This window comes from Streptomyces sp. NPDC059787 (assembly GCF_042732315.1).
Lineage (GTDB): Bacteria > Actinomycetota > Actinomycetes > Streptomycetales > Streptomycetaceae > Streptomyces > Streptomyces atrovirens.
The window spans coordinates 61016-83731 of record NZ_JBHWHX010000025.1 but is presented as its reverse complement, the minus strand read 5'-3'; the positions used below and the strand labels follow the sequence as shown (position 1 = coordinate 83731).

Genomic DNA, 22716 nt, shown 5'->3' with positions numbered 1-22716 from the left:
CCCCTTCCGTGGCTATCCAGGGTAACACGGATACGGCGTCTTCTGAATGGCGTTTTCGCAGGTCAGGGCCATTCTCGGGGCTTGACAACAGCAACAGGAACGTGCTGCGGACGCCTAGCGGAAGCAGGTATTCGCAGGTCGGAGCGGCTCTCCGGCGCAAGCGAAACGCGCACGTCACACACATCCGGAGCCCCGCACGAGCGGTCGAACATCCCCATATGTCCGGTTCCAAGTGCTCGAGTTCCGCTACTCCGTTCGGTGAGCGGAGCCGGGTTCCGGTCGAATCCGGAATTGATCACACGACACGAGGATGAGCGGCCGGTGATCAATTCCGGAGCCCTTCGCTCATTCCTTCACGGGAAATGCGCGGTCACTATGGGAATGGCGCGGGAGTACGGCGCGAAAGCGGCCCAAGTGACTGGTGAGTCACTTGTGACTCATGAGGCGGAGCGCACCCGCTCCCGACCGTCGACGAGGTGGTGCCGGGGGCGGTGACGAGGGGTCCGGGCACGCCTTACCGGGCCGACACGGGACGTCTCGGGAGGGTCGGGTGCGGCCTGGCGGGAACGGCTCGGTAACCTGAGGCCGCTGACAGACACTTAGGGCGGCTTCACCCGGTCGCCGAACGACTCGAGTCAAGGAGTTGCCGCCGCCGTGAGCAGCAGCCTTCGACGCGGCGCTCTCGCCGCCGCCGCCATCGCGTTCTCGATCGCCTCGCTCTCCGCGTGCGCGGCCGGCCACAACGCCCAGACCCTGGAGATCAAGCCGGACAACGCGGCGACGACCGTCGGCGACATCAAGGTCCAGAACGCCACGGTCATCACCCAGCCCGACCTTGAGTCGACGGGCCCGGCGGTCGTCTCCGCCACCCTGTTCAACGAGGGCCGCACCGACCAGACGCTGGAGTCGGTCACCATCCCCGGCACCGGCAAGACCGCCGAGCTGAGCCCCGCCGAGGGCGGCAGCCTCACCGTCCCGGCCGGCGGCTCGCTGATCCTCGGCGGCGAGGGCAACGCGTCCGCCGTTCTGCCCAGCAGCCGTGAGGCCGTCCAGGACGGCAACGCCCAGAAGGTCACCTTCACCTTCAGCAAGACCGGCGACGTGAGCCTGCGCGCGTTCGTCTTCCCGGCCGAGCACTTCTTCGAGAGCTGGGGCCCGAGCGAGGAGGCCGCCGCGCCGGGCGCCTCGACGGAGCCGTCGACGGAGCCGTCCGCGGAGTCCTCCGACGAGCCGGCCGCCGGCACCACGGACGAGGCCACCGGCGCCCCGGGGAACACGGAGAACACCGAGACCGACGAGTCCTCGGTCACCCCGACCGACGCAGCCTCGGCAAGCGCCCAGACCGGCCACTGAGCACACGCACAACACAGAAGGGCGGGCCCCCAGAGGGGTCCCGCCCTTCGCTGTGTCACCGCGGGCAGTCGTGCCGCCGAGGCGACGCCCACCCCGCCGCATCACTGCGGGCAGTCGTGCCGCCGAGGCGACGCCCACCCTGCCGCGCCACCGCGGGCAGTCATGCCACCGAGGCGACGCCCACCCCGCCGCGCCACCGCGGGCAGTCATGCCACCGAGGCGACGCCCACCCCGCCGCGCCACCGCGGGCAGTCGTGCCGCTGGGGCGGCACGGGTGGGCGCGGCGGCACCCCGCAAACGCCGGGCCGCGCAACACCCCCCGCCCGGCCACAGCACCGGCCACAGCACCGGCACCGGCACCGGCACCGGCACCGGACAACGCCGCGCCGCAGGCCTACGGCTCGAACTTGTACCCCAGCCCCCGGACCGTCACCAGATACCGCGGCGCCCCCGGATCGGGCTCGATCTTGGCGCGCAGCCGCTTCACATGAACATCGAGGGTCTTGGTGTCACCGACGTAGTCGGCCCCCCACACCCGGTCGATGAGCTGCATCCGCGTCAGCACCCGCCCCGCGTTCCGCAGCAGCATCTCCAGCAGATCGAACTCCTTCAGCGGCAGATCGACCTTCGTACCGCCCACCGTCACCACATGCCGGTCGACGTCCATCCGCACCGGCCCGGCCTCCAGCGCCGCCGGAGCAACCTCCTCCGGTTCCCCGCGCCGCCGCAGCACCGCGCGGATACGGGCCACCAGCTCCCGCGAGGAGAAGGGCTTGGTGACGTAGTCGTCGGCCCCTATCTCCAGCCCGACAACCTTGTCGATCTCGCTGTCCTTGGCAGTCACCATGATGACGGGGACGTTGGAACGGCCGCGCAGCTGGCGGCACACCTCGGTGCCCGGCAGCCCGGGCAGCATCAGGTCGAGCAGAACGAGGTCGGCGCCGTTGCGCTCGAACTCGTCGAGTCCGTCGGGCCCGGTGGTCGCGACGGCGACCTCGAAGCCCTCCTTGCGGAGCATGTACGACAGGGCGTCGGAGAAGGACTCCTCGTCCTCGACGACGAGCACACGGGTCACGGAAGGACCTCCGGGGAGGGAAGCGTTTCGTACGCGGATGAATCGGAAGAGTGGGGGGATGAGTGGGACGCCCGTCGGACCTCACCGTCGAGGCCGTGGGTGTCGCCGCCCTGGTGGGACATGTCGTCCCGGTGGGACATCTGGTGGGCGCGGTCGCGGGCCGCACGGGCCTCCGGCAGCCGCAGGGTGAAGGTGGAACCCTGGCCCTCGGCGCTCCACACCGTGACCTCCCCGCCGTGCGAGGCGGCCACGTGTTTCACGATCGCGAGGCCGAGCCCCGTACCGCCGGTGGCACGGGAGCGGGCCGGGTCGACCCGGTAGAAGCGCTCGAAGACGCGCTCCTTGTCCTTCTCCGAGATGCCGATGCCCTGGTCGGTCACCGCTATCTCGATCAGGGCCCCGCCGGGCTGCGCGACCGTACGGGCCGCGATGCCCACGCGGGTGCGGGCGGGTGAGTAGTTGACCGCGTTCTCGACGAGGTTGCCGAGCGCGGCGGCGAGCTGGCCGCGATTGCCCCATACATGCAGGTCGGCGGTGCCTCCCGCAGCCATGGTGATCTCCTTGGTGCCCGCCTGGTGCCGGCAGCGGTCGATGGCCTCGGCGACCAGTTCGTCGACGCGGATGGGTTCGGCGTCCTCCAGCGGGTCGTCGTTCTGCACCCGGGAGAGGTCGATGAGCTCCTGCACCAGGTTCGTCAGCCGGGTCGCCTCGATCTGCATCCGGCCGGCGAACCGTTCCACCGCCTCGGGGTCGTCGGAGGCGTCCATCACGGCCTCCGAGAGCAGCGAGAGCGCCCCGACGGGCGTCTTCAGCTCGTGGCTGACGTTGGCGACGAAGTCACGTCGTACCGCCTCGATGCGGCGGGCCTCGGTGAGGTCCTCGACGAGCAGCAGAACGAGCCGGGAGCCGAGCGGCGCCACCCGCGCGGACACCGCGAGGGCCTCGCCGCGTCCGGTCCCCCGGCGGGGCAGGTCCAGCTCGACCTGGCGTATCTCGCCGTCGCGCCGGGTGTCGCGGGCCATCTGCAGCATGGGCTCCACGGCGAGCTTGCCGCCGCGGACCAGCCCGAGGGCGTACGCGGCGGAGCTGGCCTTGACCACGCCGTCGGCCTCGTCGAGGACGACGGCGGACGAGCGCAGCACGGACAGCACGGTGTCCACACCGGGCGGAAGCACCGGGTCCGTGTGCAGGGAGGTGCGCGTGGGGCGCCTCTGTTCGCGCTCGCTGAAGCGGAACGCCAGCATGGCGATGACGCCGGTGAGCACCCCGGCGATCGCTGCCACTGCGGCGACCGCCGCGTTCACGTCCATGCGTCCAGGTTAGGCATGGCGCGGGCGGTGCCCACAGCCGTCGGAGTGCGAGCTCGAACACTCGTCGCCCAGAGTTCACCTTGGAGCCAGGGACGGTTCATGTGAGGTGGCGGAATCGGACGCGTGGAGGACACAACGTGGGAGCGTGGGGAGGAGAGCAGGCCCCTGAAGCCCGGACGAAGAAGCACGAGAGGAACCCTGATGCGGGACGCGTACCACGAGGAACTGGATTCGATCGGTGACGGTCTGGTGGAGATGGCCCGGCTGGTCGGGTCGGCGATCGGACGCGCCACGACGGCCATCCTCGACGCCGATCTGAAGCTGGCGGAGAGCGTGATCGAGGCCGACCAGAAGGTCGACGAGCTCCAGCACGACCTGGAGGCGCGGGCCATCGCCCTGCTGGCCCGCCAGCAGCCGGTGGCGACCGACCTGCGCATAGTCGTCACCTCGCTGCGGATGTCGGCCGACCTGGAGCGCTCGGGCGACCTGGCCCAGCACGTGGCCAAGCTGGCCCGGCTGCGCTACCCGGAGCGGGGGGTCCCGCGCGATCTGCACGCCACGATCCTGGAGATGGGCCAGCTCGCGCAGCGCCTGATGGCGAAGGCGGCCGAGGTGATCATCACCAAGGACGTCGACCTGGCGCTCCAGCTGGAGCAGGACGACGACGCGATGGACCTCCTGCACCGCACGCTCTTCCAGCACCTGATGGACGACCGCTGGAAGCACGGCATCGAGACGGCCGTCGACGTCACGCTGCTGGGCCGGTACTACGAGCGCTTCGCCGACCACGCGGTCTCGGTCGCCAAGCGGGTGGTGTACCTGGTCACCGGCGAACACGCGGACGAGATCCAGTCGGACCTGCAGCCGGTGCCGGGGGTCGAGGGGGCCTGACGGCCGGCGTACCCCCGCGCGAAGGGGCTCGGCCGGAGTGCGTACGAGCCTCAATGCGCCGTTGATGCGCCCGGCGGGGCGGGCGTCCAATGGGGGCAGGTGTGCACAGGCGCCAGCCCCGAGGAGGGACCCATGGCCGAATCCCCCAGCACGACACCCGACCCCGCGCGGGAGCGTGAGACCGAGCAGCCCGCCGAGATCAGGAACCTCACCCTGATCGCCGCCTGCGGCTGCGGCTCGGGCTGCGGCTGCGGCTGCCAGTCGGGCAACCCCTGTCAGTGCGGCTGACGCCGTACGCACCCGGCCCGTCATCGACCGAGGACCCCGGCGCCCGTGACGGGCGCCGGGGTCCTCGGCGTGCCGGTGGGTGCGGCGGGGCGCAGGATGGGAGGTGGGCGGCGGTGACGCGACCCGAAAGCTCGGAAGTCGGAAGGAGGTGCGGAGCCATGACCCAGTTCATGGACGTCCACCACGGCATGGAGGGCATCACGGAGGAGAAGCTGCGGCAGGCCCACGAGTCCGACCTCGCGATCCAGCAGGAAGAGGGAGTCCACTTCCGGCAGGCGTGGGCGGACCCGGAGTCCGGCACGATCTACTGCCTCTCCGAGGCCCCCTCCGCCGAAGCGGTCCAGCGCATCCACGAACGCACCGGCCACATGGCCGACGAGATCCACGCGGTGACGCTGTCGGTCTGACCGGGATGTTCGCACCCCCGCGGAGGCCGACGCCTCTCAGGAGGCACTGACCTCCGCGGCCTTCTCCACCTCCACCACGACCGCTTCCCTCCCCTTCTCCGGAAGCCCCTCCTCCGGAAGCCGCCGCATCAGCAGCCCGTACCCGAGGCCGGCCACCGTACCGACGACGGCGCACATCCCCCACAGCCACTCGGCGCCCCAGTGGTCGATGACGAACCCGGACATCAGCGGGGCGACGAGCGAGGCGACCGCCCAGGACATGGTGTACATGCCCTGGTAGCGCCCGCGTCCGTGCACCGGGGAGAGCCGTACGACCAGGCCGGTCTGGGTCGGCGCGTTGACGATCTCGGCCAGCGTCCACACGCACACGGTGAGGGCGAAGACGCCGACCGACCCGGCGAACGCGGTGAGCCCGAAGCCGTATCCGGCGAGCAGTGAGGAGATCACCAGCAGCCGACCGGGGTCCCGGTGCTCGATGAACCGGGTGACGGGAATCTGCAGGACGACGATCAGTACGCCGTTGACGGCGATGGCCATCCCGAAGTCCGCGGGCGTGAACCCGGCCTCCCCCATGGCGACCGGCAGCCCCAGATACCCCTGCTGGAAGACGAGGGCGACGAGGAAGGACAGCCCGACGACCCCCATGTACCGCCCGTCACGCAGCACGGTCAGAAGGGAGACGGACCCGCTCTCCCCGGAAGCATCCGGGGAGTCCTTGCCCCCCGGCCGGGACTCGGGCAGCTTCACGAAGACGAGCACGGCGCAGACCAGCGTCATGCCCGCCTCGATCAGGAACCCGGCGAGGTAGCTGTACTCGGCGATGAACCCGGCCCCCGCGGAGGAGATCGCGAAGCCGAGGTTGATGGCCCAGTAGTTGAGCGAGAAGGCCCGGATACGGTCCTCCGGCCGCACGATGTCCGCCATCATCGCCTGCACGGCGGGCCGGGAGGCGTTGGAGGCCATGCCGACGAGGAACGCGACGGCGGCGATGGCGACCGGGTCCCGCATGAAGCCGAGCAGCGCCACGGACAGGGCGGTGGCGGTCTGCGCCACCAGCAGCGTGGGCCGCCGTCCGAGCCGGTCGGTCATCACACCCGCCCCCAGCGACGAGACGACCCCGCCGAGCCCGTGCAGCGCGGCGACGAGTCCGGCGTAGGAGGCGGAGTACCCCCGGTCGAGCGTGAGGTACAGCGCCATGAAGGTGGCGACGAACGCCCCGAGCCGGTTGACGAGGGTGCTGGTCCACAGCCACCAGAACTCGCGGGGAAGCCCGGAGACGGACTCACGCGCGGCACGTCTCAGTCCGTCGACCGACATGGGACCCCCGTGGAAGATGTAAGCGGCTGAAGCGGTGAGCACAACTTACGGAGCAGGGGGCCGGGGTAACCACTCAATTAACAGATCCCGTCAACCGTCCGCCAAGCGGGCAGGGCGCGCGGCCCCTGCGGGGTGTCGATTACGCTCGGGCACATGGCCGACGCACCGTACAAGCTGATCCTCCTCCGCCACGGCGAGAGCGAGTGGAACGAGAAGAACCTGTTCACCGGCTGGGTGGACGTCAACCTCACCCCGAAGGGCGAGAAGGAGGCGACGCGCGGCGGCGAGCTGCTCAAGGACGCCGGCCTGCTGCCCGACGTGCTCCACACCTCCCTCCAGAAGCGCGCGATCCGCACCGCGCAGCTCGCCCTGGAGGCCGCCGACCGCCTGTGGATCCCGGTGAACCGCAGCTGGCGCCTGAACGAGCGTCACTACGGCGCCCTGCAGGGCAAGGACAAGGCGCAGACCCTCGCGGAGTTCGGCGAGGAGCAGTTCATGCTGTGGCGCCGCTCCTACGACACCCCGCCGCCGGCGCTCTCCAACGACGCCGAGTACTCCCAGTTCTCCGACCCGCGCTACGCGACCCTCCCGCCGGAGGTGCGCCCGCAGACGGAGTGCCTGAAGGACGTCGTCGTCCGGATGCTCCCGTACTGGTTCGACGCGATCGTCCCCGACCTCCTGACCGGCCGCACGGTCCTGATCGCCGCCCACGGCAACAGCCTGCGCGCCCTGGTCAAGCACCTCGACGGCATCTCGGACGCCGACATCGCGGGCCTGAACATCCCGACGGGCATCCCGCTGTACTACGAGCTCGACTCGGACTTCAAGCCGGTCACCCCCGGCGGCAAGTACCTCGACCCGGAGGCGGCCGCCGCCGCCATCGAGGCGGTCAAGAACCAGGGCAAGAAGAAGTAGGTCCAATGATCATGCCTCCCACCTGCGCATACGGCGCGGATGGGAGGCATTTTCACGGCCTGGGACCACTCTGGGCCCTCAGTCCTCCGGGTCCTGCGGTCGGAGTGCGTGGCCGAGAGCCTTCCGGGCACGCTCCCGGCTGCTGGGCATGAGGTGCGCGTACACCTTCAGGGTCAGGCCCGGATCGGAGTGTCCGAGGTACTCGGCAAGGGCCTTGATGCTCTCCCCTGCATCCAGCAGAACGGACGCGTAGAAGTGCCGCAGGGCGTGCATGCCGTGCTCGCGAGCGGCGGCGTGCTCGCGGCTCTTGGCCTGCGGGATGACGCCGACCTTCGCCAGAGCAGGCTTCCAGTGGTCCTCATTTAGTGACGTGCGCCAGACGTGGCCGCCGTTGGGTCCGCTGAAGATGAGCCTCTTGGTCACGGGTTGGCCGTTCGCGCGCATCCACGGCAACGTGATCTCGACCGGCGGGAAGCGCTCCATATGCTCTTTGAGAGCCTCCGCCACGGGGTCCGGCAGAGGGACGTCACGGAGCTTGCCGCCCTTTGGGGGCGCGAACACGGGCTTGCTGAGGCTCAGCTTCAGTTGTTGCACCACGTTCAGGGTGCCCCCCTCGAAATCAAGGTCATCCACGGACAGACCCAGGATCTCGCCCTGCCGCAGACCGCAGCCGGCACCAACATCGACCATGGGCCGGAAGCGCTCGACCATGGCGGCCCGCATCGCGAAGACTCGCTCCGGCGGCCAGGGGACGACACGACGCGTCCCCAGCTCGGGAGGCGTCACCGTGCGCGAGTTGCAGGGATTGCGGCGCAGGCACCCATCTTCGACTGCTGCGGAGAGCACGGCGCGAACGTTGGAGAAGATCACACGGGCATACGCGCCGGACATGCCGGACGCTTCGAGCTGCGTCACAAACTCCCGAATGTGACTCGGCTGGAACGCCCCGAGCTTACGCGCCCCAATGCGCGGGAAGGCGTGCAGCCTGAGCTGAGAGTCCATCGACGCCCGGGTGTTCGGGTCGCCGCTCTGGCTCGCAAGCCACTTCTCGGCGAACTCCTGGAACGTCGTACGCGACGCGTTCGGGTCGATGAAGTCGCCGCGGGCCACGTCCGCCGTGATGCTGCTCAGCCACTGCTCGGCGAGGCGCTTCTGTCCATCGGGGAAGCACTTGCCCTTCCGCTTCCCGTCGGGTGTGAAGTAGCGAGCCCGGTAGCGCATGCCCGTGCCGTGACGGTCGGTCTTGACGCGGACGGTCTTGCCGTTGGCGTCGGTTGTGGTCTTGAACCAACGGTCTTGGATGCTGCCTGCCATCGGAGGCGGAGTCCCTTCTCAGCATGGATCAGGGGTGGCCGTTCACCGGCCGCCCCTGGCGGTGTGCGAGGTCACGTCAGGCCGCGACGCGGTCGACGTTCTTGAGCTGAGCGACGTAAGCCCCCACTTCGGCGGGGTCGTAACGCACGTGCTTGCCGACGCGGAAGCCAGGAGGACCACTGCGCTTCCTGCGCCACTGGTAGACGGTTTCGAGGGGGACGCCGAACATCTCGGCGATGTCGTCGGGCGTGAGGTACCGATCAGGTAAGCCGCTGCGGAGCGTGTCGCGGGGGTCAGGTTGAGCGGAACTGGTTCGGCTCATGGAGTCCTCAGAGGTTGAGTCGCGTTGGCTTCGGGGGTTTCTCGGACTCCGCGTGTGTCCGAGGGGCGGATTTCTGCGTCACCTGCGTCATCTGCGTCATTCGCGGCTCTGACCTGCGGTTTCGTGGTGACGCAGCGCGGTGGGGGCGCGTCACCGGTGACGTAGACCTCCGTCATCGGGTGACGCAGGTGACGCGGGGTGACGCAGGAATCGGCCGTCTGCGTCACCGGTCTTTCGGCAGGTCAGCGGCCGTCTTCGGGGTGTGGGTGACGCAGGTGACGCAGCGTCTTCCTACTTAGGACAAAGAGGGGGTGGTGTCTGTTGTGGTGCGCGGCTCAGAGAGTGAAGAGGGAGCCGCTGCGCGGCGCGACCTGCGCAGGGCGGCGCTGCCGCCGAACAGCAAGAGGAGCACCCGGTCCCGGGTGCTCCTCTTGCTGGTCCGGGCGGTCGTGGTGCCGGGCGGTTAGAAGGCCGCTTCCTGCGCCGACGCCGGCGGTGCGGCGGCCGGCCGCGCGATCTCGATGTAGCGGGATGCGTTTGTGCGCCCCCAGTCGATGAGGACACCCCGGGCCGCGAGGGTGGGCTGTAGCCGCTTGAGCCGGTCGGAGAGCACCTTGCCCGTGGTCGGCCACCCTTTAGGCAGGGGACGGCACTCCTCACCGCTGTAGAGGCCGGTGAGGCTGTGCAGCCATTCGGCGGACGTCATCCGCTGCTCGGTGCCCGGTTCGATGCCAGCGGCGTGCTTGAGCACGGTCTGTGCCAACAGGTCGCCCTCGATGACGTCGTCGTTGAGGTCGTCCAGGCTGGCCCGGTAGGCGGCCAGCGCCCCCAGACCGGTGGCCGCGTCCAGCTGCGCGCACAGGTGCGCGAAGTCGGCCATGCGCAGGTCAGTCGGGATGTCCGCCTCCGCCGCACGCACCTGCACGGTGAGGTCCAGGAGCGAGCCGAGGATGACGGGCAGCACCTCGGCGAAGTCGGACCACAGTTCCGCTTCCGTACGCCGAACCCGGGGACGTTCCAGCCGCAGCGGCAACAGCCGCTCCGCAAGGTCGGGCCGGATCACCCCGACGTCGATGCCGGTCAGGAGCAGCGGGCGGCGGTAGCCGACGCGGAAGACGTCCCCATCGGTGAACAGCGCGCGCTTGACGTTCTCGGCGCCGGTGACGATGCAGCACATCGCGTCGGACAACTCGGGGGTCATGTGGGAGAGGTTGTCCAGGGCGGTGACCCAGCCGGCGGCCACGGCCGTGATCAGGTTTTCCTCGTCCTTCGGGGCCCGGCGCAGGTCGCCGCTCATGCCCTCGATGATCCGCACGAGCATCCGCCCGCCGGTGGACTTGCCCGCGCCCTGCGGGCCGGTGAGGAACGGGGCCGGGACGGGCACCGTCGGCCCCATGCAGCCGATCAGCCACGCGATGGCCAGGCACTCGGTCTCGGCGGTGGCGAAGTTGCACAGCCGCATCAGCAGGTCGATGCCCTTGCCGTTCGTGTCCTTGGCGGGCAGGGGCAGTTCTCCGGTGAGCTGGGTGCGCCGCCAGCAGACTTCCTGCGGGTCGGGGGTGCGGATGTCCCATCCGGTGGGGTGGATGCGCACCGACTGCCCGTCGGCCCGTCCGAGGTCCAGCCATGTGGCCCCGTCGTAGCCGGGGGCGACGCGGATGTGTACGGGCTGGACGTCCTCGGTCAGCGCGAGCGCTTCGATCAGGTCCAGTGCTTCCTTCATGGCGGTGCCGTTGAACACGCCGATGCCGTCCTTGAACAGTCCGACCATGAGTTCCTGGCGGTGGCTTCCGGTTGTGCCCTGGGAGCGGATGGGGCGGGCCACGGGGTGGCCGTTGCGCTGCGCGTATACGGTGCCGTCGGCGGTGCGGAAGTACCGGAAGTGGGATTGCGCGTAGTCGGTGATGATCTCGCGGGCGGGGGTCTTGTCGTCGTCGGACATGGTCACAGTCCCAACGTCGTGCGGGCGTTGGTCCACGCGTCGGAGCAGTGCCGCAGGCTTTCGCCCTTGGCCTGCGCGGCGGTGAACAGCCGGGTGATGTGGGCGTCGCTGAGGCAGCCGCACCGGCCGTGCGTCGACAGCACTGCCAGGAACGTCCGGTACACGGTCGCGTGCACCGCGCTGGACGCGGTGGTGATGCGCTGCTCCGCCATGGCGATGCCACGGGCCAGGTAAGCGGGGGTGCGGTGCGGGCACTCCCTGCTCCCGGCTCCCGCGGGCATGGCGACCGAGTACGGCTCGGGGCGGGCCGGGGAGCGTTCCTTGACGGCCAGCGCGCGGACGGCGTCCGGCAGGGCGGTCATCGTGCTGGTGCCGGGGCCGAGGTAGCGGGCGTAGGCCATGGTCGACTTGAGGTCGACGCCGGGGCGGACCGCGTTTCGGGACGCCATGGTGCCCCGGTAGATCCAGTGCTCTCCGCGCGTCGTCTCCACGGTCCGTGTGGCGGGCAGGGCGGTACGGGCCCAGGCGATGGCTGCTGCGTCGTCCAGGTCGACGACGGTCAGGCCGGCGCCGCCGGGGTGGTAGGCGACAGCGGCGGCCCGCTGCCATGCGGCCGTCCAGGCCGGGGAGGTGAGGACGGCGGGGTCGGTGGTGGCGGCGGCCCAGGCGTGGCAGACACCGGGGCACTGGCACGGTCCCGCGCTCTTCATGTTCGGCCGGCCCCCGCACGCGTTGCCCGCGCACTGGTGGCAGTTGCCGAACGGCACCTTGCCCGCCCGCAGGGGCAGCACCGGCACCCCGGTCGCGGCCAGCGTCAGCGCGCTCCGCAGGAGTTCGGCCGACTCCGGCTGTGGGCCGGGCACTCGCCGGATGGTGGTGGGTTGGGTCATGCTGGGAGACCTCCACAGGTCAGTTGGATGGCAGGTGGACAAGGGCGGCCCCGGTGTTCTTGGCGGAATGGGGGGCCGCCCTTGGCGTAGCTAGCCGTGGAAGTGGTTGCGCTTGAACACGGCCCGGCGGATGTTCACGGTCGTGCCGCCCTTGTGGCCGTTCGCTCCGAGGACGTGGACGGCGACCCAGCCGCCGAAGATGACGGCCGCGAGGGTGATGAGTTGGCCGATGAACGCGGTCAGCGCGGCGATGAACGAGGTGAGTAGCAGCAGTCCGCCACACACCGCGAGGAACCCCACGCCTCCAAGGGCGACGTTCACCGCCGCGCGGGAGACGGCCGGCTTCACGACGACCGGGGCGGGCTGCGGGTGGTCGATGGCGTAGCCGGTGACGATCCGCCCGTCGGGCAGGACGATGCTCGCGACCGACGGCACCGTGCCCGGCTGCACCGGCATGACCGGTGCCGGGTGGACGACGGCGGGCGGGAGCAGGGTCGGCTGGTAGGCGGTCACGGCCCGTTCGGCGGGCACGTGGCGGACGTGGTCGGGGTACATGCGGAATCCCTTCCAGTGCTGGGCGGGGGAGGCAGCGGCACCCCCTTGGGGGTGCCGCGTAGAGGGGTGTTTCGGGGGTCTGAGCAGGCAGCCTCCCCGCCTCCCCGAAACGATGTTTGTGCTGATCAGCACGGGGAGGCGGGTACGGGGAGGCGGTTGGGGAGTTCTCCCCGCCTCCCCGGGCCGGGCGGTGGTTCCTCCCCGCTACTCGGAGGCGGAAGCGGAACCGTTCTCGTCGCGGTTGGCGAGGGCCCGCAGGACGTGATCGCGGTGGACGACCATGACGCCGTGCGACTTCTTCGGCTCCTCGCCGTGCGCCTCCAGCAGAGCCTTCAAACGGTCGTTGGTCCACTGGTCGCCGTAGATGTCCGGGGCCAGAGTGTGCAGCCGCTTGAGGGCTTCATTGGTCCGCAGCCGGGGCGCGTCGCCGATCACGGTGGCGAGGTCGGCGAGCGCGTCGCGCTCCTCGCCCTGGTCGACCACGCGCAGGGTGGTGACGCCGTCGCGCAGGGCCTTGGCCCGGTCGGCGATCTCGGCGGCCGGTTCGTCGTCGATGAAGTGGGTCCGCACGGTGATGGACGCCTGCCCGGCGGGGATGGCGATGCCGTCGGAGGCAACCACAAGGGTGCCCTTGTCCAGCCCCTGACGCAGCAGGTGGGGTGCCGCGCCGCCGTTGACGGCCTTGGCCCCCAGCGCCATCACTGCCTGCGATTCGGTGCCCAGCACGAGGGAGGCGCGGGTGTGTGCGCCCTCGCGCACGAGCTTGGGCAGGTTCTGGTCGGTGGGGTCCTGCGTGCCCTGCCACATCAGCACGTCGACCGCACGGCCCTGGTTGTGAATCTTGCGCACGGCCATGAAGTAACGGGACGTGGCCTTGGCACCGCCGTAGGGGCGGCCGTCCTCGCCCTTGACCGGGCACATGAACGCCAACTGCGCCTCATCCACCACCACGATGAGCGGCTCGAACACGACGGCCGGATCGCGGCGGCGCTCCTCGATCCGCCGGTTCATCTCCTCCACCGCGTCCTCAACCATCTCGGTCGCCTGGATCACGTGGTCATCGGACGGACCCTCGATCAGGACCTGTGCGATGCCGTCGAACATGGCCCAGTCGCCGATGCCCTTCAGGTCGGCGATCCAGAACTGCACCGACCTGTCCAGCGCCAGCCACAGGGCCAGGGCCCGCAGAGCGGCGGTCTTGCCCTGGTTGGACAGACCCGTGACCAACAGGTGGCGCTGATACACGCTCAACTCCGCCGCGTCACCGCGCAGATCCTGCCCCCACGGCGCGCGGCCGGTCTTGTAGTTCGCGGTCAGCGTCTCGTCCGTGACCAGCGGCGACGGACCGATCGGCTCGTCCAGCGCCCCGGAGTCGGCGATCCACAGCCGCACCGTGCGGGCGGCCGGCGGGATGGTGATGAACACCTCGTGCTCATGCCGGGTCAGGTTCTCAGCGAGCTTGCGCCGCTTGGCCTGCACCTCGTTCGTCGCCACCCCCGACGGAAGCGTGACGTCGACCTCCACGCCGCATCCGGCGATGGTGATCGGCCCGAGCATGCTCGCGCCGGCGTCGCCCATCTCCTTGATGGCCCGCGCCAACGCGGGCACCCCCAGGTCCCGTAGTGCCTTGACGACGATGGACGGGGTGATCGGCTCCCCCTCTCCGGTGCGGACGTTCACGGGCAGCGCCCACGCGGGGGCGGCGTGCTGCTTGCGTCCGACCGACCACAGGGCCAGCAGCGCGAGGAACGGGCCGATGGTGAGGGCCGGGCCCCACACCACCTGGACGATGCGGATCAGTAAGGCGATGAAGTCGATGGTCGCCGACAGCGGGGTGACCACGTGCCCGGCGTCCCCGGTGCTGATGGCCATGACGATGCCGAGGGCGACCAGCAGACCGACGCTCATGCCGGCCCCCACGGCCACACCCTTGGCGGCGTCGACCGGGGAGTGCAGGAGGTCCATGCGGCGGTGGTGGCGGGCGGCGCGGAAGCGCTGCAACCGCTCCTCCCACTCCTCCGCCGCCTCCAGGTTCCCCGCGGCCTCCGCCGCACGGATCATCCGCTCGTACCGGGCCCCGGTACGGCCGTCCCACGCGCGACGGGCCACGATCCGCCCGCCGTTGAACGTGTAGAGGCTGTGCCGGACCACCGAACGGCCGGCCGACCGGGTGCGCTCGTGCGTGACGGCGGTCTTCACCGCGCGCCCGGAGCGCACCCACAGTGGCACCGGCCGCGCGGGCGGCGCGTCCTGCACGACCGTGAGCACGGTCGGAGCGGCGTCGGGGACCGGCGGGTCGGTGTGCTTGTGGAAGGGGACGACGTTCTCAGACATGCTGGGACTGCTCCTGACTGCCCCCGAGGGGCGGGAGTTTGGAAGAGCCGGGGTGGCCGGGTCCGTGGAAAGAGCGGTCACCCCGGCGGAGAAGGGCGGGCTAGTCACCACCAGCCGGACGACTTCTTGGCCGCCTTGTCGCGGGCGGCCTCGGTGATGAGCCGCTGCCGCTCGCCGTGCAGGGCGGACAGTTCCGCGCTCAGCCGCATCTCGGCGGCGCTGCCGGTGGACTCGATCTGCTGCTCCGCGCGGCCGGTGCTGCGGCCTCGCGCGGTGCGGTAGGCGCCGCCGGCCAGGGCGCGGGTCATGGCGCGGCGCTCGCGGCCGTTCAACGGCCACAACTCACCCCGCCGTACCGCCTCCAACTTCTTCGCCGTGTGCCTGATCTCGCGGTCCAGACGACGCAGGTCAGCACTGCTCACAGGTGCTCCCATCGGACCCGTTCGGGCCGAGGTCGGCGCAGGGCACGCACGTGCCCAGCGAGGCGGGGATGACGTAACCGGCATCGCGCCGGCACGCGGGGCAGAGCCGGCGGGCAGCGTTCGCCTTGGCCAGTGCTGCCCTGCGGGCCGGGGTCATCGGCCGGACCGGCAGGGCCAGGTCGACGCGGTAGAGGTAGGCGACTAGCGGCCCCCGCCGGCGGCGGGGGCGCTCCAACTGCGCGGCCACGTCCTGCCCACCGGGGCGTAGGCCGAGGGCGCGCAGTTGGCGGCGGGTGGCGTAGCCGTCCGGGGCGAGACGCCACCGGAAGACCGGCAGCGCCCCCATCACGCCGCCTCAGCCACGGTGGCGCGCTCGGCGAGGATGGCGTCACGCAGCTTGCGGGCGTTCGCGGGTGAGGTGTGGATGGCGCGGCGGATGCCCTCGGCCGTCACCTTCGCGTCCGGCAGTTCAGCGGTTGCCGACCGCGCCTCGGCGAGCAACTGATCCGGGGTGCGCTTGGGGCGGGGCGATCGGGCCGCCTCGGGGAGTCGGCCGGTCGCCCGGCGCGGCGGGGTCGACTCCGCCGGAACCGTCCGGCGCGCGGGCCGTCCGGCGGGCTCGATCGGGGCGGGGATCGCGGGCATCGGTTTGAGCGGTGGAATCGACTTGCCCAGGTCGACCGCGACCGGTTCCGGCACGGTCAGCGTCACCGCCGGGTCCGGGGTCGATTCCGGCAGGTCAGCCATAGACCGTTTCCTTACGGTCTTGATGAATTCCTCCGCATTCGTGACCGAGGTGGGATCGGCGGCGGTGGTGTCGAACATCGACGCGAGCGCGGCATCCGCGCCGGCGGTGACGCGGTCGCGCTGTACGTCCAGCAGCCTCGATCCGAGCGCCACGTCCCCGACCCCGACCCTGCGGGCCAGACGCCACGACTTGCGCTCGGACCACTTCTTGACCCGGTCACTGGGGTGGTGAGTGGCGCGGGCCCGGTGGTAGGCCAGTGACTGCACCAGATCGGCCGTCCGACGCTCGTGCTCCGCGTCACGCCCGTGTGTGTGGACCACGATCCTGCGGGCCAGGAACGCCATGCCCTCAGCCGAGACGGACATGCCCATGGGGGTCAGGGCGTAGATGACCGTGCGGCCGATGTCGGGTGCGGCCATCGCGCCCATGACGGCGGCGGCGGCCGGCAGCGCCCACAGACCGGCGCGCACGATGCGCGGCGAGGACTGGCCCAGCATGGTCAAGCCGAGCAGGACCAGGGCGAGCACAGCGGTGGCACCCTCGCCGGCGGCAAGCGCCCCGAGCGCGGTGCCCTTCCCGTAGGAGTGGCCGATGTTGCTGTACGTACCGATGCCGCCGAACACGCCCGTGGCCAGCATCGGCACGAAGGCAGCGGCCAGGACGCCGATCTGTGTGCGGGTCAGGGCCCTGTCGGTGGCGCTCACGCGGCACCCCCGGGCAGGGTCGCGGCGGTGGTGTGGTTGAGCAGGGCGGCGAGGGCGCGGCGGCGGGCCCGGCGGATGCGCCGGGTGTCCAGATCGGTCGGCGTGCGGTCCAGCATGGTGATGTGCGCGTCCAGCAGCTCGACGTCCGCCAGGATGACGGGCATCTCCCGCTCGATCGCGTCCAGCTCGGCGGCTGTCGGCTCCATGAAGTCGGCGAACGCGGTAACAGCGTCCTGAACAGTGACGATGTGCTCCATTGGGTCGTGTTCCTCTCAGCAGCGGAACGGCCCGTCGCGGCTCCCGGGGTGCCACCCGGGAGCCGCTTGCCGTTGGAGTCGGTTCCGGCTCCCCGCGCTCCCGCCCGTACGCCCTCACGCGTTGCGTGGAACGGACGGGCAGGAGAGGCAGCCGGCCGCAGCGGTGGTGCTGCGAAACCAGGGAGAGACGGACCGGGAGACTGCACAGGTGCCGCCGGCCGGTCCGGCGTCCAGCAGCACCCCAGATATGTCGTCGGTTCACACCGACCCCCGTAGATCGCAGGGAATCGACTTGATCTCTCGCGGCTCCGGACACGCCTCACTCCGCCTCCCTTGGACGGCGCGCCATTGCCGTGCCGCTCAGACGTCACTCGCTGAACGGCGCTCCCATCCCTTGCGGGTGTCATGGACCGGGTGCAGCCCAATCACCGGGGTCCCCGTGATCCGGTCCCTGGGTCCACGCCCGAGGGTCAGACCAGCGGCTTAGCCGATGACACCGATCGATCCGTGAAGACGACGGACTTTGACGTCTCCCCTACCGCACGGGCCGCGTGTAGGCGGGACCGGCGGGGCTATTTGTGCAGGTCGAACAGCCGCGATGACACTCCCTCCAGCTTGCCTAGGGGGGGTTGCATCCGCGCTTGATAGGTACGGTAGGCAAACTAATGGCTGCGCGCAACCCCCTCTCGCGGTACAGTCTGATAGCCCCCCTAGGCGACGATTGGAGAGTCGTGCACGACGACATGGAGCGGGTCTCTGACATCGGAGATCCGGTCGACCGGGCCAAGGCGGCAATCGACCTGATGGCGACGTATCAGGGGTGGGTGCTGGAGCTGTCCCGCGTTCGCCGCGAGGCCATCGAAGAGGCGCAGGCGTCCGGCATGACCCAAGCGGAAATTGCATCGCGACTCGGAGTGAGCCGCGGGCGTGTCGGTCAGCTAGCGTCCGCCGGCCCGCCGCCGGAACGAGCGTTCTTCGGCACTGACCTCGTGACCGTCTCCCTCGGCGGCAAGTACGAGGGCGGAAAGACGCCAGACCAGAACCCTGGTGAGGTCGTAGCCAGGGAAGACCTCGACAACTTCGAGCACCTGCGCAAGTTGCTGAGCGGCATGAAGCTCGATACCCAGTACGAGGTGATTCCGCCCTCCGGCATCGTCAACCTGAACCGTGACAACCATGTGGTTGTCTGCGGTCCGCGCCTGTCGCCCATCGTGGCTCAGGTACTGGAAGGGGACGACAATCTGCGGTTTGAGAAGGACCACGCCTGGCACCTGGTCGACCAGAAGGCGGGGCAGCAGTACCGGTCCCCGATGGACGAAGACGGGTCCGCAGGTGACTTCGGCTACCTCGGCCGGCTACCTCGGCTCGATGGGCGCGGGACCTTCCTCTACATCGCCGGTATCCACGCCATCGGCGCGAACGGAGTCGTCCACTACTTGGAGCACAACCTTGCTGAGCTGTATCGAGAAGTCCGCACGAAACGCTTCTCCACGCTCATCTCGTGCCGCTACAACCCTGAGACCTTTGAAGTGCTGGAGAGCCGCAGGGTCACCCCGCTGTACCGACACGAAGGCTGATCATGCGCGTCTGGTTTGACTCACTGGCCGGCGGCGCCAACCCCAACGAGGATTGGGTGGGCGGCTCACCGGACCTAGCCGTGGTGCTAGACGGGCTAAGCACCGCCGGGCTGTCCACAGGATGCCGTCACGGTGTTCCGTGGTTCGTGGCCCACCTGGGAGGGCACCTCATGGCCGCTCTCGCAGAACCGAGCACGACGTTGTCCGACGGGTTGGCTCTCGCCCTTGAGCGGGTCGCAGCACTCCACCCGGGCTGCGACCTTGCCGACCCAGGTACACCGTCCGCCACAGTCGCAGTACTACGACAACGGCACGCAGTGCTTGACTACCTCGTGCTCGCTGACTCGCCCGTGGTGCTCGAAGGGGCCAAGGGTGGCCACACGGTGATTACTGACCTTCGCGTGGACGATGTACTGCCAGACCTCCGGGCGGAAGTGGAGAGCTACGAAACCCACACCCCGGGGCACAGAGAGGCCGTACAGCGATTGGTGCTCGCTCAGCGGCAAGTGCGCAACACACCAGACGGCTACTGGGTGGCCGGCACCAATCCAGAGGCAGCGCAGCACTGCCTGACCGGCTCGGCGATGCTCCGCGACGTACGTTCCGCTGCAGTGATGTCCGACGGGGTGTCAAGGCTGGTCACGGAGTACGGGATGGCTACCTGGGATGAGATGTTCGCGACCCTCCGGACGGACGGTCCCCGAGGGCTGATCGAGACCGTACGCAAGACGGAGGCGACGGACCCGACCGGCCGCCGGTGGCCACGCTACAAATCCGGGGATGATGCGACCGTGGCTTACTGCCGGTGGTGACCTCGCCCGCGTCACCTGCAGCTACTCTTCTTCGAAAATGCGGCCCCGAGAGATGCCGCTGCAACGGCTGTTGATCTATCCAATGCATGGGTTCACGGTACCGAAGGAGGTGCCCGGCGACGTGACGCAGGCATACGAGTGGCTCGTGTCGCGTCGATTCACGAGCCGCCTCGTTCCGACAGATGTTCGCACCGCCCCCGTGCCCGATGCTTAGCGCGGCACTCTAGTTTAGATTCGCTTCGAATCCTATTTGCAGTGGAGTGAACGCTTTTAACGGTTCGAAAAAATCGACACGACCCCAGAAGGCAGATTCACGTCTTCGGTATTACTCCCGCCGTCGGGGATGTATCTAGGAGATCTGGAGCAAATCTGGCGGAATAGATCCAAGGGTACGCGCGATTCCTCGGCAAGTTCCCATGGGTCTACTCCCGAGGATTCCAGTAGGGCAACGGAGCCAGGTAGAAGTGATGGCTGTTCGAGTACAGGCATCACGCCGGGCTCCTGACGTCGCCAGCCCTTGGAGCTTAGGAACATCATTGCATTCCGGTATGTCACTTCGCTCATTTCACCCAATGCACGCGAGCGGTAAAGAAGCGCTTGCAAACTCACTCCCCAGACTTCTTTGAGGCGTTGAAATTGCCCCCAGTCAGCCTTGGTGGGCAAAAGCTCCGAGATTTGATCGCGCGGCATCAAGAATTCTGCCGCGAATCGATCCGCTTGAGACTCGATTTTTGCCGACCCTGGCTCTGCATCGGTATGCATTACCAGGTGTCCTAGTTCATGAGCCAGGTCGAAACGCTGCCTGTAGTAGTCGCGTTTTGCTGGGTTGAGTACCACTACTGGTCGAGACATGCCTTCGAATGAATAGGCGTCAACGCTTGCGCTTGCGGGTGCGCTGAAGACCACAAGAACGCCTCTATTTTCGGCGGCTCGCACGAGGTGCGGAATAGGCCCAGTAGGTAGCTCCCAGGTTGACCGGAGGAGATTCGCGGCTTCCTCGGGAGAGTCTTCGTCGCTTCGAATCTCGAAATTCGGAACCTCGGCGGAGGGAAACTCTACGTGCCTCTCCAGTGTTGCGGACACCTCTACCGTGGCCAGTCCGTAAGCGAGGGCCTGGTCTCTTGCCAGTTGTGTGGTGGATCGCAATGACCGAAAGTGAGCGACTACATCCGAGAAGTCCAGCTCAACTGGACCTGGCAGGAAGAAGGATGGATCCACTCCGAGAGCCAGGCTCAGCTGTGCAACGGTTGCTGGAGCTGGCCGTTTCGTGTTCTTTTCGTACGAAGCAATCGCTGTGGGGGTTTTATCGACTTTGTCGGCCAAGGCGTTCTTACGGAGGCCCGCCAACTGGCGGGCCAAGCGCAAGCGCCTTCCGTCGAAGAGGTGCGCTACATCACCGACCTGGACCGGGGACCGGTGACGAGAATTCATGCCTAACCACTCGTTTCGTTACTATGGCGCTCCTTCGGCGTCTTACGCAGGCGCACGGGAGCATCGGAGACGACTTCGTTCGGGTTCGGAGTGTACGGCTGCGGGTCGCGCCCGATAGGCATACCCCCTCCAAGCGTTGGAGGATTGGCGATCAGGTCATGGCGCCAGTGCCACGACTTGCGCCGGACCAAGTTGGGCCTTCCGAAGAAGAGTTCGCGCGTCCGAAGTTCCTCATGGATGCTGTGAGCGAGCACGAACGTGTCGATGCCGTCGTCTTCCTCCGGGTCGATGACCGCAGGCATATCCAGGTACCCATCCATGACGAGTGCGCCCGCGGAGAAGAGGTCCTCTGGCGGATCGGGATCCGGGTATGAAGCTACGCGCCGCTTCGTTTCGCTCTTGCGGGCCCACGGGATCTTCCGAACTTGCCCGAACTCGAAAGACTGCAAGAGCCATCGCCGTGTTCCGAACAGCCATCCCGGCGAGGTGTTCAGCGGGGCGTAGGAGACGAGATCGGGTGGGAGTTGGGGCATCGCGTCGGCATCCTCAGGGTCCAAACCCTCTCTGACCGCCTCCATGCCGGCGCCGGCTGGCTGGCCTGCGGGGAGGAGATAGTCACCGCATGAGAAAACTCGGTCCATGCGGTCGCAGATGAGTCCGTGAGCTACGTAGCCGATAGTGCCCGGCTTGTGCCCCTTGCGCGGGTCGTAGATCCGCATCGTGTCCGCGTAGGCGGAGGTCGCTGCCCAGGTGATGCCAGCAAGCACACCCGGTTTCGAGAGGTCGTCAACGACCTGCTCCTGCTCGGTCATGGCTGCACTGTAGCCGAAAGCAGTAATCTGCGCATCAAAGTGAACCACCGGCTCGTCGTGGCGTCGTCTGGCGAACCGCGGGTGTCGACCTGGGCAAGGCGAAGAGAAGTATGTGCTCGCAAGGCGGGCGGGAGGCTGCTCTTCTTCGCGAGTGAGGAGGACCGACCAACAATGACAGCCCTACCGCAGGTCAGTTGAGGTGCGCAGCCCGCTGACCAGGCGCGAGAAACAAGCCTGCCGGGCTACACGGCCCAGTCTCCGCCTCACGCCGGTGAGCACGGTTCAAGGGGCGGTTGCTCACCAGAGGGCGGTGGGAATCTGTTGCGTTAGGTCATCTTCAGTGAGGCTGTCGGCCATTTGCTCGGCCTCCACAAGATGCTGCTCTACCAGATCCCACGTGTTGTACCCATACCTGAAGACAATCGCGGAGGCTGGCCTGCGTATGTAACGGTCTTTGAACCGCGCGCCGAACCAGAACTCGATCGTGGCCTCAGCTCCTGATGCGTCCGGGATGATCGCAAGGCCCACCATGCGTGTCAGGCGGTCATCCTTGCCGGCCGCAGAACTGAATGACCACTCCAAGGCTCCGTGACGGTCGCCCCCTCTGTTGACGGTCATGTACCGGTCGCGGTTGGGCACTTTGCTGTGCTCCATCTGCGGCTGAGCGTACGCCAGCCAGTCCAGGAGCGTGCTCTCTCTGGGGGTGTGGCTCATGTCTCTGGGCGCGTAGCTCATGACAGGGCCACCTCCCACTTCGACAGAATCGCCTTACGGTCGAATCCTCGCAGAAGAATGTACTCGATTCCCATGCCCCACCATATGAATCTGGGTCCCGCCACGCCATCCAGTGCTCTTGGGTCCAGTACCAACGCGTAAGGTCTCGGCACCGTCACGCCTGGTAGCTCCAGATTGCTTATGACCTGGTCTGGTGGGTACGGCGTCGGTGTGGTGTAGATCTCGCGGTCAGTCCCCCACCGAAAGGCGGAGAGGTCCGTCAGGGTGCAGTACCTCAGAAGCACTCGGCCCCCCAACTCCCGAGA

At 68.6% G+C, this 22716-nt stretch carries 23 protein-coding genes and 1 pseudogene; 7 read left to right on the top strand and 17 right to left on the bottom strand.

Features of this window, described 5'->3' with window-relative positions:
• The first annotated feature begins 654 nt into the window (after window positions 1–654).
• The gene (locus ACFV5H_RS23405; RefSeq protein WP_385057094.1) at window positions 655–1353 is read left to right on the top strand and encodes a DUF461 domain-containing protein; all 699 of its coding nucleotides are present in this window, start codon (window positions 655–657) and stop codon (window positions 1351–1353) included.
• A 394-nt stretch (window positions 1354–1747) separates the two neighbouring features.
• Here ACFV5H_RS23405 and ACFV5H_RS23400 read toward each other — a convergent pair whose 3' ends face one another.
• Together ACFV5H_RS23400 and ACFV5H_RS23395 are read right to left on the bottom strand one after the other, a co-directional pair.
• The gene (locus ACFV5H_RS23400; RefSeq protein WP_030829297.1) at window positions 1748–2428 is read right to left on the bottom strand and encodes a response regulator transcription factor; all 681 of its coding nucleotides are present in this window, start codon (window positions 2426–2428) and stop codon (window positions 1748–1750) included.
• Window positions 2425–3738 carry a sensor histidine kinase gene (locus tag ACFV5H_RS23395; protein WP_385057091.1) on the bottom strand — a complete coding sequence of 438 codons (1314 nt, stop codon included), beginning with the start codon at window positions 3736–3738 and terminating at the stop codon, window positions 2425–2427. Before ACFV5H_RS23395 ends, ACFV5H_RS23400 begins: the two co-directional genes overlap by 4 nt.
• A 201-nt stretch (window positions 3739–3939) precedes the next feature.
• Here ACFV5H_RS23395 and phoU point away from each other — a divergent pair, with 201 nt between their 5' ends.
• From phoU to ACFV5H_RS23380, 3 genes are all read left to right on the top strand, one after another.
• On the top strand, window positions 3940–4629 hold the full coding sequence (gene phoU / locus ACFV5H_RS23390; protein WP_073934358.1) for a phosphate signaling complex protein PhoU: 690 nt from the start codon (window positions 3940–3942) through the stop codon (window positions 4627–4629).
• 132 nt (window positions 4630–4761) lie between these two features.
• Window positions 4762–4917: a hypothetical protein gene (locus ACFV5H_RS23385; RefSeq protein WP_167748580.1), complete on the top strand. Its 156-nt coding sequence runs from the start codon at window positions 4762–4764 to the stop codon at window positions 4915–4917.
• A 158-nt stretch (window positions 4918–5075) separates the two neighbouring features.
• Window positions 5076–5324 (top strand): SCO4226 family nickel-binding protein, encoded by a 249-nt coding sequence (locus tag ACFV5H_RS23380; protein WP_385050612.1) that lies wholly within the window; start codon window positions 5076–5078, stop codon window positions 5322–5324.
• A gap of 36 nt (window positions 5325–5360) precedes the next feature.
• Here ACFV5H_RS23380 and ACFV5H_RS23375 read toward each other — a convergent pair whose 3' ends face one another.
• The gene (locus tag ACFV5H_RS23375; RefSeq protein WP_385050609.1) at window positions 5361–6641 is read right to left on the bottom strand and encodes an MDR family MFS transporter; all 1281 of its coding nucleotides are present in this window, start codon (window positions 6639–6641) and stop codon (window positions 5361–5363) included.
• A 153-nt stretch (window positions 6642–6794) separates the two neighbouring features.
• Between ACFV5H_RS23375 and ACFV5H_RS23370 the strand changes: the two genes are divergently transcribed.
• Window positions 6795–7556 carry a phosphoglyceromutase gene (locus tag ACFV5H_RS23370; RefSeq protein WP_385050607.1) on the top strand — a complete coding sequence of 254 codons (762 nt, stop codon included), beginning with the start codon at window positions 6795–6797 and terminating at the stop codon, window positions 7554–7556.
• 78 nt (window positions 7557–7634) lie between these two features.
• On the opposite strand, the gene ACFV5H_RS23365 is transcribed toward ACFV5H_RS23370, so the two are convergent.
• From ACFV5H_RS23365 to ACFV5H_RS23320, 10 genes are all read right to left on the bottom strand, one after another.
• Window positions 7635–8870 carry a tyrosine-type recombinase/integrase gene (locus tag ACFV5H_RS23365; RefSeq protein WP_385197096.1) on the bottom strand — a complete coding sequence of 412 codons (1236 nt, stop codon included), beginning with the start codon at window positions 8868–8870 and terminating at the stop codon, window positions 7635–7637.
• 76 nt (window positions 8871–8946) lie between these two features.
• Window positions 8947–9192 carry a helix-turn-helix domain-containing protein gene (locus ACFV5H_RS23360; RefSeq protein WP_385197095.1) on the bottom strand — a complete coding sequence of 82 codons (246 nt, stop codon included), beginning with the start codon at window positions 9190–9192 and terminating at the stop codon, window positions 8947–8949.
• A gap of 463 nt (window positions 9193–9655) precedes the next feature.
• A complete protein-coding gene (locus ACFV5H_RS23355) occupies window positions 9656–11134 on the bottom strand; it encodes an ATP-binding protein (protein ID WP_385197113.1) in 1479 nt (492 codons plus the stop codon).
• Window positions 11135–11136: 2 nt separating this feature from the next.
• The gene (locus tag ACFV5H_RS23350) at window positions 11137–12024 is read right to left on the bottom strand and encodes a bifunctional DNA primase/polymerase (RefSeq protein WP_385197094.1); all 888 of its coding nucleotides are present in this window, start codon (window positions 12022–12024) and stop codon (window positions 11137–11139) included.
• Between the two features lie 90 nt (window positions 12025–12114).
• Complete coding sequence (locus tag ACFV5H_RS23345; protein WP_385197093.1) at window positions 12115–12579, bottom strand: hypothetical protein; 465 nt, start codon at window positions 12577–12579, stop codon at window positions 12115–12117.
• A gap of 204 nt (window positions 12580–12783) precedes the next feature.
• Entirely contained in the window at window positions 12784–14913 is a 2130-nt protein-coding gene (locus tag ACFV5H_RS23340) for an FtsK/SpoIIIE domain-containing protein (protein WP_385197092.1), read from the bottom strand.
• Window positions 14914–15017: 104 nt separating this feature from the next.
• Window positions 15018–15335, bottom strand: a complete 318-nt coding sequence (locus ACFV5H_RS23335) for a hypothetical protein (protein ID WP_385197091.1) — start codon at window positions 15333–15335, stop codon at window positions 15018–15020.
• Window positions 15322–15681: an RRQRL motif-containing zinc-binding protein gene (locus ACFV5H_RS23330; RefSeq protein WP_385197089.1), complete on the bottom strand. Its 360-nt coding sequence runs from the start codon at window positions 15679–15681 to the stop codon at window positions 15322–15324. The genes ACFV5H_RS23335 and ACFV5H_RS23330 overlap by 14 nt, the downstream gene beginning before the upstream one ends.
• Window positions 15681–16787, bottom strand: a complete 1107-nt coding sequence (locus ACFV5H_RS23325; protein WP_385197088.1) for a conjugal transfer protein — start codon at window positions 16785–16787, stop codon at window positions 15681–15683. The genes ACFV5H_RS23330 and ACFV5H_RS23325 overlap by 1 nt, the downstream gene beginning before the upstream one ends.
• Entirely contained in the window at window positions 16784–17044 is a 261-nt protein-coding gene (locus tag ACFV5H_RS23320) for a DUF6284 family protein (RefSeq protein WP_385197087.1), read from the bottom strand. The genes ACFV5H_RS23325 and ACFV5H_RS23320 overlap by 4 nt, the downstream gene beginning before the upstream one ends.
• Before the next feature lie 731 nt (window positions 17045–17775).
• On the opposite strand from ACFV5H_RS23320, the gene ACFV5H_RS23315 reads away from it, so the two are divergent.
• Both ACFV5H_RS23315 and ACFV5H_RS23310 read left to right on the top strand, forming a co-directional pair.
• On the top strand, window positions 17776–18621 hold the full coding sequence (locus ACFV5H_RS23315; protein WP_385197085.1) for a sigma factor-like helix-turn-helix DNA-binding protein: 846 nt from the start codon (window positions 17776–17778) through the stop codon (window positions 18619–18621).
• A gap of 170 nt (window positions 18622–18791) precedes the next feature.
• On the top strand, window positions 18792–19433 hold the full coding sequence (locus ACFV5H_RS23310; RefSeq protein WP_385197084.1) for a hypothetical protein: 642 nt from the start codon (window positions 18792–18794) through the stop codon (window positions 19431–19433).
• Between the two features lie 270 nt (window positions 19434–19703).
• Here the strand turns inward: ACFV5H_RS23310 and ACFV5H_RS23305 are convergent, their stop codons facing one another.
• The 4 genes and pseudogenes from ACFV5H_RS23305 to ACFV5H_RS23290 form a co-directional block, all read right to left on the bottom strand.
• Window positions 19704–20369 (bottom strand): ImmA/IrrE family metallo-endopeptidase, encoded by a 666-nt coding sequence (locus ACFV5H_RS23305; protein WP_385197111.1) that lies wholly within the window; start codon window positions 20367–20369, stop codon window positions 19704–19706.
• Window positions 20370–20693: 324 nt separating this feature from the next.
• Window positions 20694–20864: pseudogene (locus ACFV5H_RS23300) on the bottom strand (helix-turn-helix domain-containing protein); the annotation flags it as partial.
• 2 nt (window positions 20865–20866) lie between these two features.
• Window positions 20867–21676 (bottom strand): hypothetical protein, encoded by an 810-nt coding sequence (locus ACFV5H_RS23295; protein ID WP_385197083.1) that lies wholly within the window; start codon window positions 21674–21676, stop codon window positions 20867–20869.
• Window positions 21677–21973: 297 nt separating this feature from the next.
• Window positions 21974–22411, bottom strand: coding sequence for a hypothetical protein (locus ACFV5H_RS23290; RefSeq protein ID WP_385197082.1), 438 nt, complete (start codon window positions 22409–22411; stop codon window positions 21974–21976).
• Between the last annotated feature and the right edge of the window lie 305 nt (window positions 22412–22716).

Coding starts and splice junctions, on each gene's coding strand:
- ACFV5H_RS23395 (WP_385057091.1), bottom strand. CDS start 3,738: ATGGACGTGAACGCGGCGGTCGCCGCAGTGGCAGCGATCGCCGGGGTG.
- phoU (WP_073934358.1), top strand. CDS start 3,940: ATGCGGGACGCGTACCACGAGGAACTGGATTCGATCGGTGACGGTCTG.
- ACFV5H_RS23385 (WP_167748580.1), top strand. CDS start 4,762: ATGGCCGAATCCCCCAGCACGACACCCGACCCCGCGCGGGAGCGTGAG.
- ACFV5H_RS23380 (WP_385050612.1), top strand. CDS start 5,076: ATGACCCAGTTCATGGACGTCCACCACGGCATGGAGGGCATCACGGAG.
- ACFV5H_RS23375 (WP_385050609.1), bottom strand. CDS start 6,641: ATGTCGGTCGACGGACTGAGACGTGCCGCGCGTGAGTCCGTCTCCGGG.
- ACFV5H_RS23370 (WP_385050607.1), top strand. CDS start 6,795: ATGGCCGACGCACCGTACAAGCTGATCCTCCTCCGCCACGGCGAGAGC.
- ACFV5H_RS23365 (WP_385197096.1), bottom strand. CDS start 8,870: ATGGCAGGCAGCATCCAAGACCGTTGGTTCAAGACCACAACCGACGCC.
- ACFV5H_RS23360 (WP_385197095.1), bottom strand. CDS start 9,192: ATGAGCCGAACCAGTTCCGCTCAACCTGACCCCCGCGACACGCTCCGC.
- ACFV5H_RS23355 (WP_385197113.1), bottom strand. CDS start 11,134: ATGTCCGACGACGACAAGACCCCCGCCCGCGAGATCATCACCGACTAC.
- ACFV5H_RS23350 (WP_385197094.1), bottom strand. CDS start 12,024: ATGACCCAACCCACCACCATCCGGCGAGTGCCCGGCCCACAGCCGGAG.
- ACFV5H_RS23345 (WP_385197093.1), bottom strand. CDS start 12,579: ATGTACCCCGACCACGTCCGCCACGTGCCCGCCGAACGGGCCGTGACC.
- ACFV5H_RS23340 (WP_385197092.1), bottom strand. CDS start 14,913: ATGTCTGAGAACGTCGTCCCCTTCCACAAGCACACCGACCCGCCGGTC.
- ACFV5H_RS23330 (WP_385197089.1), bottom strand. CDS start 15,681: ATGGGGGCGCTGCCGGTCTTCCGGTGGCGTCTCGCCCCGGACGGCTAC.
- ACFV5H_RS23320 (WP_385197087.1), bottom strand. CDS start 17,044: ATGGAGCACATCGTCACTGTTCAGGACGCTGTTACCGCGTTCGCCGAC.
- ACFV5H_RS23310 (WP_385197084.1), top strand. CDS start 18,792: ATGGCCGCTCTCGCAGAACCGAGCACGACGTTGTCCGACGGGTTGGCT.
- ACFV5H_RS23295 (WP_385197083.1), bottom strand. CDS start 21,676: ATGACCGAGCAGGAGCAGGTCGTTGACGACCTCTCGAAACCGGGTGTG.
- ACFV5H_RS23290 (WP_385197082.1), bottom strand. CDS start 22,411: ATGAGCTACGCGCCCAGAGACATGAGCCACACCCCCAGAGAGAGCACG.